General features: G+C 44.5%; 17 protein-coding genes and 2 pseudogenes. 15 read left to right on the forward strand and 4 right to left on the reverse strand.

Features of this window, described 5'->3' with window-relative positions:
- Nucleotides 1-257: pseudogene (locus F6K49_RS20700) on the forward strand (class I SAM-dependent methyltransferase); the annotation flags it as partial.
- Between the two features lie 107 nt (nucleotides 258-364).
- On the forward strand, nucleotides 365-538 hold the full coding sequence (locus tag F6K49_RS20705; RefSeq protein ID WP_293069866.1) for a hypothetical protein: 174 nt from the start codon (nucleotides 365-367) through the stop codon (nucleotides 536-538).
- Here F6K49_RS20705 and F6K49_RS20710 read toward each other — a convergent pair.
- Complete coding sequence (locus tag F6K49_RS20710) at nucleotides 509-1,315, reverse strand: Uma2 family endonuclease (RefSeq protein WP_293069864.1); 807 nt, start codon at nucleotides 1,313-1,315, stop codon at nucleotides 509-511. The genes F6K49_RS20705 and F6K49_RS20710 overlap by 30 nt on opposite strands.
- Before the next feature lie 788 nt (nucleotides 1,316-2,103).
- Between F6K49_RS20710 and F6K49_RS20715 the strand changes: the two genes are divergently transcribed.
- From F6K49_RS20715 to F6K49_RS20735, 5 genes and pseudogenes are all read left to right on the forward strand, one after another.
- Complete coding sequence (locus F6K49_RS20715; protein WP_293099668.1) at nucleotides 2,104-2,682, forward strand: type IV pilin-like G/H family protein; 579 nt, start codon at nucleotides 2,104-2,106, stop codon at nucleotides 2,680-2,682.
- A 195-nt stretch (nucleotides 2,683-2,877) separates the two neighbouring features.
- Nucleotides 2,878-4,956 carry an O-linked N-acetylglucosamine transferase, SPINDLY family protein gene (locus F6K49_RS20720; protein WP_293099671.1) on the forward strand — a complete coding sequence of 693 codons (2,079 nt, stop codon included), beginning with the start codon at nucleotides 2,878-2,880 and terminating at the stop codon, nucleotides 4,954-4,956.
- Nucleotides 4,957-5,010: 54 nt separating this feature from the next.
- A complete protein-coding gene (locus tag F6K49_RS20725; RefSeq protein WP_293040124.1) occupies nucleotides 5,011-5,628 on the forward strand; it encodes an IS607 family transposase in 618 nt (205 codons plus the stop codon).
- Nucleotides 5,534-6,838, forward strand: coding sequence for a transposase (locus F6K49_RS20730; protein WP_293099674.1), 1,305 nt, complete (start codon nucleotides 5,534-5,536; stop codon nucleotides 6,836-6,838). Before F6K49_RS20725 ends, F6K49_RS20730 begins: the two co-directional genes overlap by 95 nt.
- Nucleotides 6,838-7,083, forward strand: a pseudogene (locus tag F6K49_RS20735) (hypothetical protein); the annotation flags it as partial. The gene F6K49_RS20730 and the pseudogene F6K49_RS20735, both read left to right, overlap by 1 nt.
- On the opposite strand, the gene F6K49_RS20740 reads toward F6K49_RS20735, so the two are convergent.
- Both F6K49_RS20740 and F6K49_RS20745 read right to left on the reverse strand, forming a co-directional pair.
- Entirely contained in the window at nucleotides 7,059-7,220 is a 162-nt protein-coding gene (locus tag F6K49_RS20740; RefSeq protein ID WP_293099677.1) for a hypothetical protein, read from the reverse strand. The pseudogene F6K49_RS20735 and the gene F6K49_RS20740 sit on opposite strands and share 25 nt — an antisense overlap.
- A 287-nt stretch (nucleotides 7,221-7,507) precedes the next feature.
- Entirely contained in the window at nucleotides 7,508-7,747 is a 240-nt protein-coding gene (locus F6K49_RS20745) for a DUF433 domain-containing protein (protein ID WP_293069860.1), read from the reverse strand.
- Nucleotides 7,748-8,113: 366 nt separating this feature from the next.
- On the opposite strand from F6K49_RS20745, the gene F6K49_RS20750 reads away from it, so the two are divergent.
- The 3 genes from F6K49_RS20750 (at nucleotide 8,114) to F6K49_RS20760 (ending at nucleotide 10,316) form a co-directional block, all read left to right on the forward strand.
- Complete coding sequence (locus tag F6K49_RS20750; RefSeq protein ID WP_293045422.1) at nucleotides 8,114-8,305, forward strand: hypothetical protein; 192 nt, start codon at nucleotides 8,114-8,116, stop codon at nucleotides 8,303-8,305.
- A gap of 481 nt (nucleotides 8,306-8,786) precedes the next feature.
- Nucleotides 8,787-9,386 (forward strand): Uma2 family endonuclease, encoded by a 600-nt coding sequence (locus F6K49_RS20755; protein WP_075906794.1) that lies wholly within the window; start codon nucleotides 8,787-8,789, stop codon nucleotides 9,384-9,386.
- Nucleotides 9,387-9,560: 174 nt separating this feature from the next.
- A complete protein-coding gene (locus F6K49_RS20760) occupies nucleotides 9,561-10,316 on the forward strand; it encodes an MBL fold metallo-hydrolase (RefSeq protein WP_293099715.1) in 756 nt (251 codons plus the stop codon).
- Here the strand turns inward: F6K49_RS20760 and F6K49_RS20765 are convergent.
- A complete protein-coding gene (locus tag F6K49_RS20765) occupies nucleotides 10,311-10,460 on the reverse strand; it encodes a hypothetical protein (RefSeq protein WP_293045419.1) in 150 nt (49 codons plus the stop codon). The two genes, F6K49_RS20760 and F6K49_RS20765, sit on opposite strands and share 6 nt — an antisense overlap.
- 1 nt (nucleotide 10,461) lies before the next feature.
- Here F6K49_RS20765 and F6K49_RS20770 point away from each other — a divergent pair, with 1 nt between their 5' ends.
- The 5 genes from F6K49_RS20770 to F6K49_RS20790 all read left to right on the forward strand — a co-directional run bounded on the left by F6K49_RS20770 (nucleotide 10,462) and on the right by F6K49_RS20790 (nucleotide 14,590).
- A complete protein-coding gene (locus F6K49_RS20770; RefSeq protein ID WP_075901234.1) occupies nucleotides 10,462-11,253 on the forward strand; it encodes a glutathione S-transferase family protein in 792 nt (263 codons plus the stop codon).
- Between the two features lie 157 nt (nucleotides 11,254-11,410).
- Nucleotides 11,411-11,533, forward strand: coding sequence for a hypothetical protein (locus F6K49_RS20775; RefSeq protein ID WP_293045413.1), 123 nt, complete (start codon nucleotides 11,411-11,413; stop codon nucleotides 11,531-11,533).
- A gap of 44 nt (nucleotides 11,534-11,577) precedes the next feature.
- Nucleotides 11,578-13,287: an ATP-binding protein gene (locus F6K49_RS20780; protein ID WP_293017664.1), complete on the forward strand. Its 1,710-nt coding sequence runs from the start codon at nucleotides 11,578-11,580 to the stop codon at nucleotides 13,285-13,287.
- A 178-nt stretch (nucleotides 13,288-13,465) separates the two neighbouring features.
- Nucleotides 13,466-13,612 (forward strand): hypothetical protein, encoded by a 147-nt coding sequence (locus tag F6K49_RS20785; RefSeq protein WP_293017662.1) that lies wholly within the window; start codon nucleotides 13,466-13,468, stop codon nucleotides 13,610-13,612.
- Between the two features lie 135 nt (nucleotides 13,613-13,747).
- Nucleotides 13,748-14,590, forward strand: coding sequence for a prohibitin family protein (locus tag F6K49_RS20790; protein WP_293061758.1), 843 nt, complete (start codon nucleotides 13,748-13,750; stop codon nucleotides 14,588-14,590).
- Nucleotides 14,591-14,726: the final 136 nt, after the last annotated feature.

The following is a 14,726-nucleotide window of genomic DNA, read 5'->3' on the forward strand; positions in this document are numbered from 1 at the left end:
AATTACAGCCTTTTGAAATCAGTAGGTATCTGCCAGTGAGTGGAGTTCAATCTCTGGTAGACAGTGCCGTTGCCTCTTGTCTATTACCCCTATTCGATTCCCCTCAGTCGATGCCATCTTTAGTAGAACGATGGCAGAGATTGCGCCCAGTGGATCCGGTAACACTGGAGTCCATATCTGATCAGAAGGCGTTTGATACGGTGAAAGAGGCATTGATGGGATTGGAGAATTATGGATACGTATTGGTTGAAGGTTAGGAGGTTGAAGGTTGAAGGTTTGTAGGTTGAAGGTTGGTAGGTTGAAGGTTGAAGGTTAGGAGGTTGAAGGTTAGTTTGTTGAAGGTTGAAGGTTGGTAGGTTGAAGGTTGAAGGTTCCCGATTCCCGATTCCCGATTCCCGATTCCCGATTCCCGATTCCCGATTCCCGATTCCCTACTCCCTACTCCCTACTCCCTACTCCCTACTCCCTACTCCCTACTCCCTACTCCCTACTCCCTACTCCCTACTCCCTACTCCAAAAGTCCCGCATCGATTCCTAATGCCTGAAGTTGTTCCGGACTAAGAGCCTTTAATTGTGCTACCAACTGTTGCCGCTTTTGTTGCTCCTGCTGGACTTGAGCCTCCGCATACGCTGCTCGCTCCTGGCCAGTCAATAGTAGATTTCCCTCTCGATCCCACCATCGCAACCAAGGTTGTTCCGCTAGACCGAGATACGTGCCTCGCCACACCCCTAGTTCTACATTCATTCTATTAATGGGATAGTGGTTGCGCTCGTTAGGACTCAGGCGCTCGTAGGTGCCATCTTCCCAGTGGTACACTTCCAACTCCCCGGTATTGATCATAAATATACCGTAATAGGGAATGCGAATAATTTTCTCGTATACCCAGAATTTACCTGGTTTTTGAACCTTGCCATCTACTGCTTGCAACGGTGTTTGATCCCGTTCTTCCGCCCCTGTACCCGATGCAAACTCTAGGGCAATCAAAGGTGTTATATATTCCCGCCACAGTACATAAGAGCGTCTAATCTGGCCATCCAGTCGGGGCGGCACGTCAGGCACATAAAACCAATCCGGGGCTTCTGCACCTTTTTCGGGGGGGTTAGTCTCCCGCCAGTAAATCCCACAATCTTGACCGATGGCATAGCGATTGTCCGGGTGAAGCTCTTGCAAGACCGGCTCGATGGAGTCAGTCAAAAGAATGCTTTGGGGATGTTTCTGAAAGTTGTTGACAAAAGTTCCATCAGATTCTGGCAATTGGGTATGGTCTGGAAAAGGGCGCAGTTGTTCGTCAATGGTGGTGTTGGACTGAACCATAGCTCGAAGGTGTTGAGAATTTATGGGAACTTGTGTTGTTAGCTATCAGCTATCAGCTATCAGCCGTCAGCTTGTAGGGTGGGCAAAAACACTTTGGTAGTTTGCAGTAGTCTAGATCATAGAATTTTGCCCACCAGTGCTGGTTTATGTGAGATTTGCGTTCGCGAAGCGTGACCAAAGGTCAATCCCATTAATCTACAGGACTTACGCGGTTAACTTGATTTCGCCCCCCTAGCCCCCCAATTTTGGGGGGAAATTGAGTTAAAGTCCCCCAGCGAGGGATTGCTCGCTGGGGGACCCACGGGGGCAAATGCGTAAGTCCTAATCTAAAAGTTGCTTACTATAGCAATCTTAATGAAAACCAGACCGATTCATCCGTTGGTGGTGGGCAGTGCTTACTTTAGCTATCGGTTGCTGATCTGATCTTGCTGATCCACTGCCCACCCTACATCTATATCTACATCTACTCTCCCGACTCCCGATTCCCGACTCCCGACTCCCGACTCCCCACACCTCAAAAAATTTTTTCCCCTAGATGATATGAAAATTGAAACAAGTGGGTAAGTTAAGTCTAGAAGAAAACAATTCATAAGCATTCAGCTATCAGCGGTCAGCGATTAGCGCTACGCGCACGCTACGCGAACAGCTTTCAGCTTATGGGTGATCACAGGCTGGAAGCCTGTGCCACATTACTTGACTTTTGAATAAAATAAGCTGACCACTGACCACTGACCACTGACCGCTGAATACTTACAATAAATCAGCATCCCACACCTCCAGAAAGACTTATGAAAACTGATCTAAAAGTTAAACTGCTTCAGCACCTGACCCAGAAAAAGCAAGACGAAGGTTTTACCCTAATTGAACTACTGGTTGTAATCATCATTATTGGAATTCTATCCGCCATTGCTCTGCCTTCTTTCTTGAACCAAGCGAATAAAGCCAAGCAGTCAGAAGCTAAAACCTATGTAGGTTCCATGAATAGAGCTCAGCAAGCGTACTACTTGGAAAACAATGAATTTGTAACTGAAATTGATAATTTTGGTGAGTTAGGTCTTGGCATTGCCAAAGAGACTGACAACTACCTGTACAGACTAAAAACCGACGATGCGGAAAAAAACGTCTCTAACTATGCAGACCCAAGAAAGAAGGGCACTGAGGATATTGATGAGAAATCTTCGCTTAAGTCATATCAAGGGGTCGTAATCTTAGGTCAGATAAAAGAGACCGGTGAGGCAACCACTTTGGCTATATTGTGTGAAGCTAAAAAAGCTGTGGGACTTACAGGCGGTGTCAAGGCTGCAGATGCAGAAATCAAGATTGTTGATGAGCAGCCCGAGTGCAACGACGAATGGAAGAAGTTATAAGGTGATTGATACATACTTAGGCTAAAACCTTAGTGAGACAGTTTTAATCACCTAAAATTCTATATTTAGTGAGAGTGGGTAGAGGGTTCTACCCACTTTGTTTTATGGAAATACTTTAGATGACAATTACCCTAATCACGTTTTGAATGGTATTAGAAAATGGGGTGATATCTTTAATTTAAATAGCACAAAAGTATGACTAACTGGCAGCAACAAGCGGAGCAATATCTAATTCAGGGAAACTACAGTAAAGCCGCAAGTTTATACGAACAGGCGATTGAAGCAGAACCGGATGTGATCGCCTACTACTGGCATTTAGGGTTACTGTTTATGTTGCAGGGTCAAGAGACAGAAGCCCAAACCACATGGCTGCTGGTGATGGCGGAAGCGGAGTCAGACCAAGTGGAGAGTTGGACTGAGGAACTGCTCCAGGTGTTGCAAACGGAAGCTGAGCGCAGGCAGGAGTTAGGGGATGATGCCCTAGCCTGGGCAATCCGCCAGCATATGCGGGAAATTTGCCCCACGAACCTGACTAATCTCTTGGAAATTATTGCCCTAAGCATCAAGCTAGAAACCTTTAGGGGTGATGACTTGACGGAGCTGGGGGTGATTGAACTGCTACAAACCCAGCCAACAGTAGAATGCAATCAGCAGTTATTAAAAGAGGTTTTAGAGCAGATACTAGAAGCCGAACCATTGCATCCAGCCTCCCTAGCATTCACCGAAGCTTGCTTAGCTTACCTGCCTAATCCTGAGTTTTGGTTTTGGCCGTTGCTGTCAGCCTGTATGAAAATTGGTCATACTTTAAAGCAACCGACCATTGCTGCTAGTTTTCTGGAACGTTATCGCTCCTTAAATCTTCAGAATCCTCATAATATAGAAATATTAAGACATCTCGCTACCTTTTATCAAGATGCTCGTAATTATGACCAGGGCATAGAAACCGCTAAGTTGTGCTATTCCTTATCGGAATCCTTACCAGACAAAATCTCCGGAATTAACTTGGTACTGCGGGGGATAATGAATGCGGGGGGCTATTGGCAGGAGGTTTCTGCGGCTTGCCAGACCCTAGAATCACTGCTGGTTTCCTTAATTAAGCAACAACCAGCTAACTTGTCTGATGTTGAGACTCTGCGTTTGCTTACCCCATTCTTTCCTCTGGTTCATTTTCAGGACGAGCCTGGCCATTTTAGACCAATTTTGAATCAAATCGCTGAGGTGTTCGAGAGGAATATTCGGGGTTATACCAAGGAAAGAGCGGAGTGGTATGGATCCGTTAATCAAGGGAGCAGGGAGCAGGGAGCAGGGAGCAGGGAGCAGGGATCCCCCCTAACCCCCCTTAATAAGGGGGGAATTGAGCACGGGGGAATTGAGCAGGGAGTAAAAACTACTAGACCCTTAAAAGTCGGATACTTGTGTCATTGCTTAAGAAGGCATTCTGTGGGGTGGCTAGCTCGTTGGCTGTTTGAGCATCATGACCGGGAGCGGTTTCAACTTTATGGCTATTTCCTAGACTATAAGCTAGTAAACGATAACCTCCAAGAGTGGTATATCAATCAAGTAGACCATCCTCGCAAATTAGGGATTCATGTTCTAGATGTGGCTGAGCAGGTTTATCAGGATCAACTGGATATTTTAATTGACCTGGATAGCATCACCCTGGATATCAGCTGTGCAGTCATGGCTCTGAAACTGGCACCAGTACAAGTCACTTGGCTAGGGTGGGATGCTTCAGGATTACCTGCCATTGATTACGTGATTGCTGACCCCTACGTATTACCGGATTCGGCTCAGGAGTACTATTCCGAGAAAATCTGGCGCTTACCCCAAACCTATATTGCTGTGGATGGGTTTGAAGTGGGTGTACCTAGCTTACGTCGGGACCACCTGGATATTCCCAACGATGCCACCATTTATCTCAGTAGTCAGAAGGGATACAAGCGCAATCCCGATACCACAAGGCTGCAAATGAAAATTATCAAAGCCGTCCCCAATAGCTACTTTTTGATTAAAGGCAAATCTGACCAAGACTCGATCAAACGGTTCTTTAACCAGATTGCTGAAGAAGAAGGGGTAGAGTGCGATCGCTTACGGTTTCTACCAGAAGTACCTACGGAAGCTGTTCATCGTGCCAACTTAGGCATTGCCGATGTGGTACTAGATACCTATCCCTACAATGGAGCCACCACTACCCTGGAAACCCTCTGGATGGGTATTCCCCTAGTCACCCGAGTGGGAGTACTTCCTGTTAAACAATTTCCCCGACATAATTGACATTTACGGACATCATAGACTACAGTGAGAAAGTAACAGATCAAACAGCTTCAGATGGATGGATCAGTCAATTACGTTCCTCCCCGAGTCGCCTCCAACAGGCTCGGGGTTAGTACCAAAACACTTGAACGATGGCTTGAGTCAGGTAAAATTCAAGGGATCAAAACTCCTGGGGGACAAAGAAGATACGACCTCAATTCAGTTGTCTCTATCCCATCAGAAAAAATTAGGAGAGACCGATCTACTATCTTGTATGCCAGAGTTTCAAGCCGCTCTCAAAAGAACGATCTTGAACAACAAGTACAGTTTCTCCAGTCTCGTTATCCAGACGCAGAAATCATCAAAGACATCGGGAGCGGACTCAACTTTAAAAGATTTGGTCTTCAAGCCTTACTGGACAGAGTTATCGGCGGTTCTTGCAAGTATGTTGTCGTTGCCCACAAAGATAGGCTTTGTCGCTTTGGGTTCGATCTTATCTCATGGCTGTGTTCTAAATTCCAAACCAAAATACTGGTTCTCGACGAAAAGAACCTCAGCCCAGAACAAGAAATGGTTGAAGATGTACTCGCGGTCATCCATGTCTTCAGTTGTCGATTGTATGGACTCAGGAAATATAAAAACAAAATCCTTGAAGACAACGACTTACCGAGTATATCCAAACAAGGATCTTGAGAAAATATGGAAGAAGTGGGTCGCCGCTGTCAGGAAAGTTTACAACATATCAATCGAGCAACTGAATAAGAACCAGGGTTATACAAAGGTAGGAAAGAAAGGAGGAAAACATGGCTTTAGAACTTGGTTAAAACAATCTGGGTTAATCCCTGAGTGGTGCAAAAGCCTAAATGTTTCTAAAATACTAGATAACGCTTCCATGGAAGCTTATACAGCTTGGAAGGGAACGGCTAAACAACCGAAGTTCATAGGTTTTGGTAAAAAAAGAAAGTCCAATCCACAAGCTGGTCTAAAGTTAGCAAAGTTCCGTAGTGTAAGGGATCAAAAACAAACAATTCAGTTTGATCCAACAGCTTACAAAGGGGGAAGATGGATGGTCTCCACGACTAAACATTTACCGAAGCCTAAGTTCAAAGGTAATAATCACTGTATATTGACAGACGGTTCTACGGAACTGACTTACAACAAAGGAAGATGGTTCGCTCATTTTCCAGTTGAATTTACAACAGAGCCTACTCTTACCAGAAAAGTGGTAGCTTTAGACCCTGGCGTCAGAACATTCATGACAGGATTTGATGGAAATCAATTTCTTGAATTTGGAATTGATGACTTTCAGAGGATAGCCAAACTTTGCTCTCATTTAGACAAAATAAAAAGTAATCACGATCAGGCTAAGGGACACAAAAACAAGCATAAACGTTATCGACTAAAAGCGGCAATGGAAAGACTCAGAACTAAGATTAAAAATCTAAGAACTGAAATCCATAAACAAGTTGCCTCGTATTTAGCAAAAAACTATGACGTAATTATCTTGCCTACATTTGAGACTTCTCAGATGGTTGTAAAGAAAAAGCGTAAATTGAGGAGTAAAACGGCTAGGGCTATGATGACCTGGGCATTTTATCAGTTTTCGCAAATATTAGAACATCTGTGTAACCGGTATGGTTCCCGATTGGTGAGAATGACAGAAGAGTACACTTCAAAAACCTGTACAAAATGTGGACATATTCATAGAAAACTTGGTAGTTATAAGAATTTCAAATGTCCAAAATGTAATTATGAAATCCATCGAGATTTCAATGGAGCCGTTGGGATATTCCTGAAGGCGATGTGGGATACCACCTTCCTCAACAATGTTGGGGATGTAGTACTCAGCGTATCTGACACCCTAGACAGCAATGTCTATGATGTCATGGTTTGTCCGGGTTAAAAGTATCAGAACAGTTTGTTGCTCGCAACAGTTACACCATGATGATGAATGCCGGAATAACGGAAGGCATTGCTTGGACAGATGATGAGTATATCGAGTGGGGGATTCGCTTAGGTAAAGACCCTGCTCTGAGACAACAAATTTCCTGGAAACTGCGACAATCTCGACAAACTGCGCCCTTGTGGAATGGTAAGGAATTTACTAGGGAAATGGAAAAGGCTTATTTGGAAATGTTAGGGAGATAGGGAGTAGGGAGTAGGGAGTAGGGAGTCGGGAGTAGGGAGTAGGGAGTGTGGGGAGTGTGGGGTGTGGGGTGTGTGGGAGATAGAGCTTGTAGGGTGGGCAAAAAGCGATGCAGCGCGGTCTTGGGGGTTTCCCCCATGAGCGACTGCATCAAGACACAGTTTCGTTCAAATGAGTCTTCTAGATAATATTACTTTGCCCACCCTACTTGAATTGGTATTTTTTTTACACGCAAGTCCCTTATCTTTCACCCCTGATCTGTCTCCATTGTTCCTGAAACGTTGAAGTAGGACTATTTCCCTTTATTTGTTCAACAACTCTATCAGTTTCCATGGTGTGACGGTCAATGTCTTCCTGATACTCATCATATACCAATCCTAAATGAATTGTGATAATTTTTGTTCCCTTTTCCCTACTCCCTACTCCCTACTCCCTGTTCCCTGTTCCCTGTTCCCTGTTCCCTTTGGTATAGTATGCCATTGCCCCATGAACCTGGGCTAAGGACAGATCATACTTGTGAGCAATTTCTTCTAAAGATTCTTTCATCTCCAAATACATTTCAGCAATAGCAGCAACAGGCATTCTTGTCCCAGCGATGCGGGGTTTACCATAACAATAGTCAGGATCTATGGCAATATATTCGGTAGTTATTTGTTGGATAGACATTTGTCTGATTTTGATTAAAAGATAACCGTATTAATTATAAGCAAAAGGCAATAGGCATGCTAGCAAAAGGCAATAGGCATGCTAGCAATAGGCATGCTAGCAAAACTGATCTGACTCCCATCTCCCCATCTCCCCATCTCCCCATCTCCCCATCTCCCCATCTCCCCATCTCCCCACACCCCATACCCCACACCCTACTCCCTAAAGAATTTGTTACAAAAATTTTTTAAATATGTTATAATATAGCGTTTTTTATGTTATACTATAAAAGTGGATGAAAAACGTCCATGGGAAGAGCCAGCCTACTGACAGTCCAAAATCTCTAGGCTGGCTCTAGATCGCCCCATAAAAGGAGACAACCCAATTATGACTTACTATCACCGCCTACACCCGTGGGCCATCGTTCGCCTGTTACCAAAGATGCAGCGAGTTGTTGTTGGTCGCTTTCGCAATCGTTCTGATGCGGAAGGGCATTTAAAGGCTCTGAAACGATTAATGCCTGATGCTGAATTCATCATTGTTTTTGATCTAGGCGATCTTCCTAGGGATGAAATGTAGAATTAAGAATGTAGAATGTAGAATTAAGAATTAAGAATGTAGAATTAAGAATTGAGAATTAAGAATGTAGAATTAAGAATTGAGAATTAAGAGGTTGTCTGAGAAGTCTCATTTGCTACATCTAAGCCCCCGTTGGTCCCCCAATTTTGGGGGCTTTTACCAGCAAATTGATTCTTTTTCCCCCCAGAATTGGGGGGCTAGGGGGGCAAAATTCAGTATCAAAAAACTTTTCAGATCTCCTCTAAGAACGCAGAAGGCAGAAGGGAGAAGGCAGAAGGCAGAATTTCCAATTCACCATTCATTCTTCATTCTTCATTCTCCATTCTACTTGGTGGTGCGTTACGGGGCGGGCTATTCCAATACTGGCCCTCGAAGTTAAAAATGAGGGCAAGCCCGCCCCTAACGCACCCTACATTCTTCATTCTTCATTCTCCATTCTAAATTCTTCATTCTAAATTCTAAATTCTCAAAGGAAAGCACTATGCTATTAAAAGATAAAAAACGCTACTACACAGCAGACGAGTATTTAGAACTAGAAGAAGCTGCTGATTATAAAAGTGAATATCGGGATGGAGAAATTTTACCGATGGCTGGAGGCACTACAAATCATAATAAAATTGCTCTGAATTTTGCAGCTCACTTGAAGTTTGCCTTAAAAGGACAAGCATACGATATCTATATCGGTGATGTACGATTGTGGATACCTGATTATAGCCAGTATACCTATCCTGATACTATGGTAATTCAGGGGAAACCCATCTATACCGGCAAAGGTAAGACGACTGTCATGAATCCCTTGCTAATTGTTGAAGTATTATCCAAATCTACTAGAAACTATGACCAAGGAGAGAAGTTTCTCTACTATCGCTCAATTCCCCAATTTAAGGAATATATATTGATAGATCAGGCCAGATATCATGTGATTCAACATACCAAAACCAGTGAAGGACAATGGTTACTTACTGAGCAAACTTCAGAAGCAGCAATTCTGGAATTAAGTACTATCGACTTTAAACTTAACTTTAGTGATATTTACGAAGGGGTTAATTTTGAAGAGGATGATGAAACTTGTCAAGTTTAAGGTTAAAAAGTTGAAAGTTGAAAGTTGAAGGTTTAAGGGTTTAACTTTTTCTGTTCCCTATTCCCTGTTCCCTGTTCCCTGTTCCCGATTCCCGATTCCCGATTCCCGATTCCCGATTCCCTAAAAAGCGTTATCGTAGTTTTGGTTAAGGCAAAAGAAGCTTCTCTGACTGGTATGTATCTCACCCATTTCGGCGCAAACAGCTGGCTACTGGAACTCCCAGAGCAACGAATTCTGATTGACCCCTGGTTAGTAGGTTCATTGGTCTTTGGCAACCAACCTTGGTTCTTTAAAGGGGACAAACCGGAAGCACTTAATAGCATTCCGGATAAAATTGACCTAATTTTGCTCTCTCAAGGCTTAGAGGACCACGCCCATACCCCAACCTTGGAAAAATTAGACAAAACTATTCCAGTGGTGGCCTCTACTAGTGCAGCAAAGGTAGTCAAACAGCTAGGTTATACCCAGGTAACCACCCTTACTGCTGGTGAAACCGTTGCGTTAGGAGATCACATAGAAATCCGAGCCTTGCCAGGAGCACCCATTGGTCCATTCCAGCAGGAAAATGCCTATCTGATCAAGCAGTTGGATAGTGGTAAAAGTCTTTACTACGAACCTCATGGCTATCCCCCTGCTGAAGTCAAGGATTATGCCCCAGTTGATATCGTGATTAGCCCAGCGGTGACCTTAGAATTACCGTTACTAGGGCCAGTCATTCAAGGCCATAAAACAGCACTGCAGTTGGCGCAATGGTTACAACCCCAAGTCTTTCTGCCCACAGCAGCCGATGAAATTGTAGAGTATCAAGGGGTTTTGGCTTCTGTGCTGCGGGAAGTGGGGAGTCTCGAAGAATTGCGATCGCAACTCCTCCAGCAGAACCTGCCTACCAAAGTCATCACTCCCAAAGTAGGGGTTTCGTTGGAGTTATAGGAAGGGAATCGGGAATCGGGAATCGGGAATCGGGAGAAGAGAAGGGGGAGTGTGGGAAGTGTGGGAAGTGTGGGAAGTGTGGGAAGAGGAATGTGAAAACGCTAGAGTAGCATAGTGTCCCACATCAACAGCTAGGAGATCCAAAATGCTGGAGTTGTATCAATTTGAATTGTCCCAATACTCAGAGAAAGTACGACTGATTCTGGATTACAAAGAGCTGGACTATCGCAAAATTGAGGTAACCCCAGGAGTAGGACAGTTAGAACTATTCCAACTGTCTGGTCAAAGTAAGGTACCAGTGCTAAAAGATGGGGATACCGTGATTAGCGATTCCACTGCGATCGCAATGTATTTGGATCGCAAATATCCCGACAAACCCATCATCCCCAGCGATCCCAAAGAACGAGGACTCTGCTTACTGATCGAAGAATGGGCAGATGAATCCATTGGTACCAAGAGCCGGAAAGTGGTCTATGGCGCATTGAGTCAAAATCCCGACTTCCGCAAATCGGTCTTACCGAACCAAACCCCGGATGTGCTCAAAACAGTAGTTGGTTCCGTACCCTCGGAATTTTTAGATATTCTAGGGTTTGGTGTCGGTTGTGGCACTGATGCCGTCAAGGAAGCCAAAGATGGTCTCAAGCAAGACCTAGAAGCCTTGAGTCTATTGCTCCTGGATAGTCCTTATCTAGTCAGCAACTCCCCTTGCTTAGCAGATTTTGCCGTAGCCGGTTTAAGTCTGCTCCTGAAATTCCCCGATGGGAATTATCTCGATATCCCCCAGCAATATAAAGGTCAAGGGATTCCTGGCTTTGCCGATAGTAACCTCTATGAAACCTTTTTTGCTTGGCGCGATCGCATCTATGCTGATTATCGCAAACCTTTAGTTTCCGATAGTCCCAGTGATTCTCAACCCACATCAATTGAGATCGATTAATCAGATTTACCGTCAGCGGTCAGCCGTCAGCGGTTAGCAGTCAGCGGTCAGTGGTCAGTTTGACCCGATGGTGCGTTACGGGGCGGACTAGCTTGCTAGCTTGCCTATTGCCTAGAAAAGTGGTGCGTTACGGGGCTACTGGCGCTGGACCTTGAATATGATGGCAATCCCACCCCTAACGCACCCTACTCCCTACTCCCTACTCCCTACTCCCTACTCCCTACTCCCTACTCCCTACTCCCTACTCCCTACTCCCTACTCCCTACTCCCTACTCCCTAATAACCCAAATGATTTAGGATTGCAATAGTCCTAGAATTATGGTAATGGATTTAAGTCAACCTTTAGGTTCAGTTATTCAAGGCTCTCTGTCTGCTGGATTGGAAGTGCGATTACACCCCGATGTCTCCGTAGAAGATATGCGAGTGGGGAAATTTCTGGTGGTTCAGGGAATGCGATCGCGTTTCTTCTGTATGCTCACCGATGTCTCTTTGGGAACCTCCAGTCAGCGGATTCTGGTTAATCCTCCTAATCCCAATGATGACTTTCTACGGGATGTACTCGCAGGTAGTGGCACCTACGGTACGATTAATTTAACCCCGATGCTAATGTTTACGCCACAAAAATCCCAGTCACAACCGCCAGTGGAACTAAATGGAAAAAGTCCCTTAGGCTCCTTTCAAGCTCAAAGTAGCGAAGAGATGGAATTGTTACCAGTAAAAACAATTCCCAGCCATTTTTCTCAAGTATACGATGCCAGTGAACGGGATTTTCGGGCAGTCTTTGGCTCAGAAGATGACCCCCATCGCCGGAATTTTTCCATTGGTCAACCCCTTGACATGGAAGTCCCCATATGCATTGACTTAGATCGGTTTGTAGAACGCAGTAACGGGGTTTTTGGTAAATCTGGCACCGGTAAATCCTTTCTAACTCGGCTACTGCTATCTGGGATTATCCGTAGGCAAGCAGCAGTAAATTTAATTTTTGATATGCACTCGGAATATGGCTGGGAAGCCGTATCGGAAGGGAAACAATTTAGTACAGTCAAAGGATTGCGTCAGCTTTTTCCATCCCAGGTACAAGTTTATACCCTCGACCCAGAATCCACCAGACGACGAGGGATTCGGGATGCCCAAGAGCTTTATCTGAGTTATGACCAGATTGAAGTAGAAGATATCAACCTAGTCCGAGGAGAGTTAAATCTTTCTGAAGCTAGTCTAGAAAATGCCATTATTTTACGCAATGAATTTGGCAAATCCTGGATTGTGCAACTGCTCTCCATGACCAATGAAGAAATCCAGGAATTTTGCGAAGTAAAACGAGGCAACAAGTCCTCAATTATGGCATTACAGCGCAAATTAAGCCGATTGGATGAATTAAAATATATCCGTAGTGCTTGTCCCCATAATTATGTCAAGCGAATTTTAGAATCTCTCGATGCTGGGAAGCATGTTGTCGTAGAATTCGGTTCCCAATCCAACATGCTTTCCTATATGTTAGCTACTAATTTAATTACCCGTCGTATTCATAGCAGTTATGTCAGAAAAGCCGAGATATTTTTGCAGTCAAAAAATGCCAGCGATCGCCCCCGTCCCCTAGTGATTACCATTGAAGAAGCCCACCGTTTCCTAGATCCAGCCACAGTAAGGCAAACAATTTTTGGGATTATTGCCCGTGAAATGCGCAAGTATTTTGTAACCTTGTTAGTCGTAGACCAGCGTCCTTCTGGAATTGATAACGAAGTCATGTCTCAAATTGGAACTCGGATTACCTGTTTGCTAAATGATGATAAAGATATTGAAGCAATTTTTACTGGGGTGTCTGGTGGCCAAAGTTTGCGTTCGGTATTGGCCAAGCTCGATTCTAAACAACAAGCCTTAATTTTAGGACATGCCGTACCAATGCCAGTGGTAGTCAAGACTCGTGCTTACGATCAACAATTTTATCAGGAAATTGGGGAGCTAGATTGGCAACAAAAGTCCGATCAAGAAGTATTTTTAGCAGCCCAATTAGCTAGGGAAGATATAGGGTTTTGAGATCAGCCGTCAGTGGTCAGCGGTCAGCGGTCAGCTATCAGTGGTCAGCCCTCAGTGGTCAGCGGTCAGCCGTTGGCCTTTGGCACCTCAACTAGCGTGGCACCTCAACTAGCGTGGCACCTCAACTAGCGTGGCACAGGCTTCTAGCCTGTGTGACCCATAAGCTGTTCGGTGTAGCGTGGGCGTAGCCCATAAGCTGATAGCTAATATAGCAATCCGTGTAGGAATTGCTGAGAATTTTGTTCCCTACTCCCTACTCCCTACTCCCTACTCCCTGTTCCCAGATCCGCTGTTCCCTGTTCCCTTTGCTATAGCTGATAGCTGATAGACGAACTTTTCTAGTATGCTGAAGATATGATGCCATAAGGCTTACGATATCTAGCAAATGCCCGATCTGGTAACATCAGGGCTTAATTCCCCTGTGATTCATCCGGGGGATAATTTAAAAGGAGATTAAAACTTGAGGAACCAAAATCCACAAAATTGGCAATCTTTAGTGGGGGGGATTATCGCAGCATTAGTTATTCTCCTCACCTTTAATTGTTTTGTAATTATCAATCCCGGTCAGGCTGGAGTCCTTAGTATTTTGGGTAAAGCTAGAGATGGCGCTCTGCTTGAGGGTCTCCACTTCAAACTGCCCTTCGTCTCTATAGTCGATGTGTATGATGTCACCGTACAGAAGTTTGAAGTCCCAGCCCAGAGTTCCACAAAGGATCTTCAGGATTTGACCGCTCGATTTGCCATCAACTTCCGCCTCGATCCCAGTCAAGTGGTTAGCATCAGGCGAAAACAAGGAACTCTACAGAATCTAGTGGCGACAATTATTGCCCCTCAGACTCAAGAGTCATTTAAAATTGCTGCCGCACTTCGTACTGCTGAAGAATCGATTACCCAACGGAGTCAGTTAAAGGAAGATTTTGATAAGGCTTTGGGCGAACGGTTAGCCAAGTATGATGTCCAAGTATTGGATACTAGTGTCATTGACCTGAATTTTTCTAGGGAATTTGCCAAGGCAGTTGAAGAAAAACAGGTAGCTGAACAACAAGCCCAACGAGCTGTCTATATAGCACAGCAGGCTGAGCAAGAAGCTCAAGCAGAAATTAATCGCGCTCAGGGTAAAGCAGAAGCCCAACGACTTTTGGCCGAAACCCTCAAAGCTCAAGGGGGTGAACTAGTGCTCCAGAAAGAAGCGATCGCAGCTTGGCGAGAAGGTGGGGCTCAGATGCCTAAAGTTCTCGTTATTGGTGGTGATAGGAATAGCAGTGTTCCCTTTATCTTTGACCTAAACAACGTACCTCAATAGCATCAAAATGTCAATAAAATTATCAAAAACTCTTTAATTTAATGCTAGTTACTAGTGAGACCTTTGATAGTTTGCAGTTGAGTATTAGTAGTTAAATTACAACTACAAAAACCCGTTTTCTATATAGAAAACGGGT

Source organism: Moorena sp. SIO3I6, assembly GCF_010672095.1.

Bases quoted from the DNA above. Each gene is read 5' to 3' on its own strand.
- F6K49_RS20710 (WP_293069864.1), bottom strand. From the start codon at position 1,315: ATGGTTCAGTCCAACACCACCATTGACGAACAACTGCGCCCTTTTCCA.
- F6K49_RS20715 (WP_293099668.1), top strand. From the start codon at position 2,104: ATGAAAACTGATCTAAAAGTTAAACTGCTTCAGCACCTGACCCAGAAA.
- F6K49_RS20720 (WP_293099671.1), top strand. From the start codon at position 2,878: ATGACTAACTGGCAGCAACAAGCGGAGCAATATCTAATTCAGGGAAAC.
- F6K49_RS20725 (WP_293040124.1), top strand. From the start codon at position 5,011: ATGGATGGATCAGTCAATTACGTTCCTCCCCGAGTCGCCTCCAACAGG.
- F6K49_RS20730 (WP_293099674.1), top strand. From the start codon at position 5,534: ATGTCTTCAGTTGTCGATTGTATGGACTCAGGAAATATAAAAACAAAA.
- F6K49_RS20740 (WP_293099677.1), bottom strand. From the start codon at position 7,220: ATGGGGGAAACCCCCAAGACCGCGCTGCATCGCTTTTTGCCCACCCTA.
- F6K49_RS20745 (WP_293069860.1), bottom strand. From the start codon at position 7,747: ATGTCTATCCAACAAATAACTACCGAATATATTGCCATAGATCCTGAC.
- F6K49_RS20750 (WP_293045422.1), top strand. From the start codon at position 8,114: ATGACTTACTATCACCGCCTACACCCGTGGGCCATCGTTCGCCTGTTA.
- F6K49_RS20755 (WP_075906794.1), top strand. From the start codon at position 8,787: ATGCTATTAAAAGATAAAAAACGCTACTACACAGCAGACGAGTATTTA.
- F6K49_RS20760 (WP_293099715.1), top strand. From the start codon at position 9,561: ATGTATCTCACCCATTTCGGCGCAAACAGCTGGCTACTGGAACTCCCA.
- F6K49_RS20770 (WP_075901234.1), top strand. From the start codon at position 10,462: ATGCTGGAGTTGTATCAATTTGAATTGTCCCAATACTCAGAGAAAGTA.
- F6K49_RS20775 (WP_293045413.1), top strand. From the start codon at position 11,411: ATGATGGCAATCCCACCCCTAACGCACCCTACTCCCTACTCCCTACTC.
- F6K49_RS20780 (WP_293017664.1), top strand. From the start codon at position 11,578: ATGGATTTAAGTCAACCTTTAGGTTCAGTTATTCAAGGCTCTCTGTCT.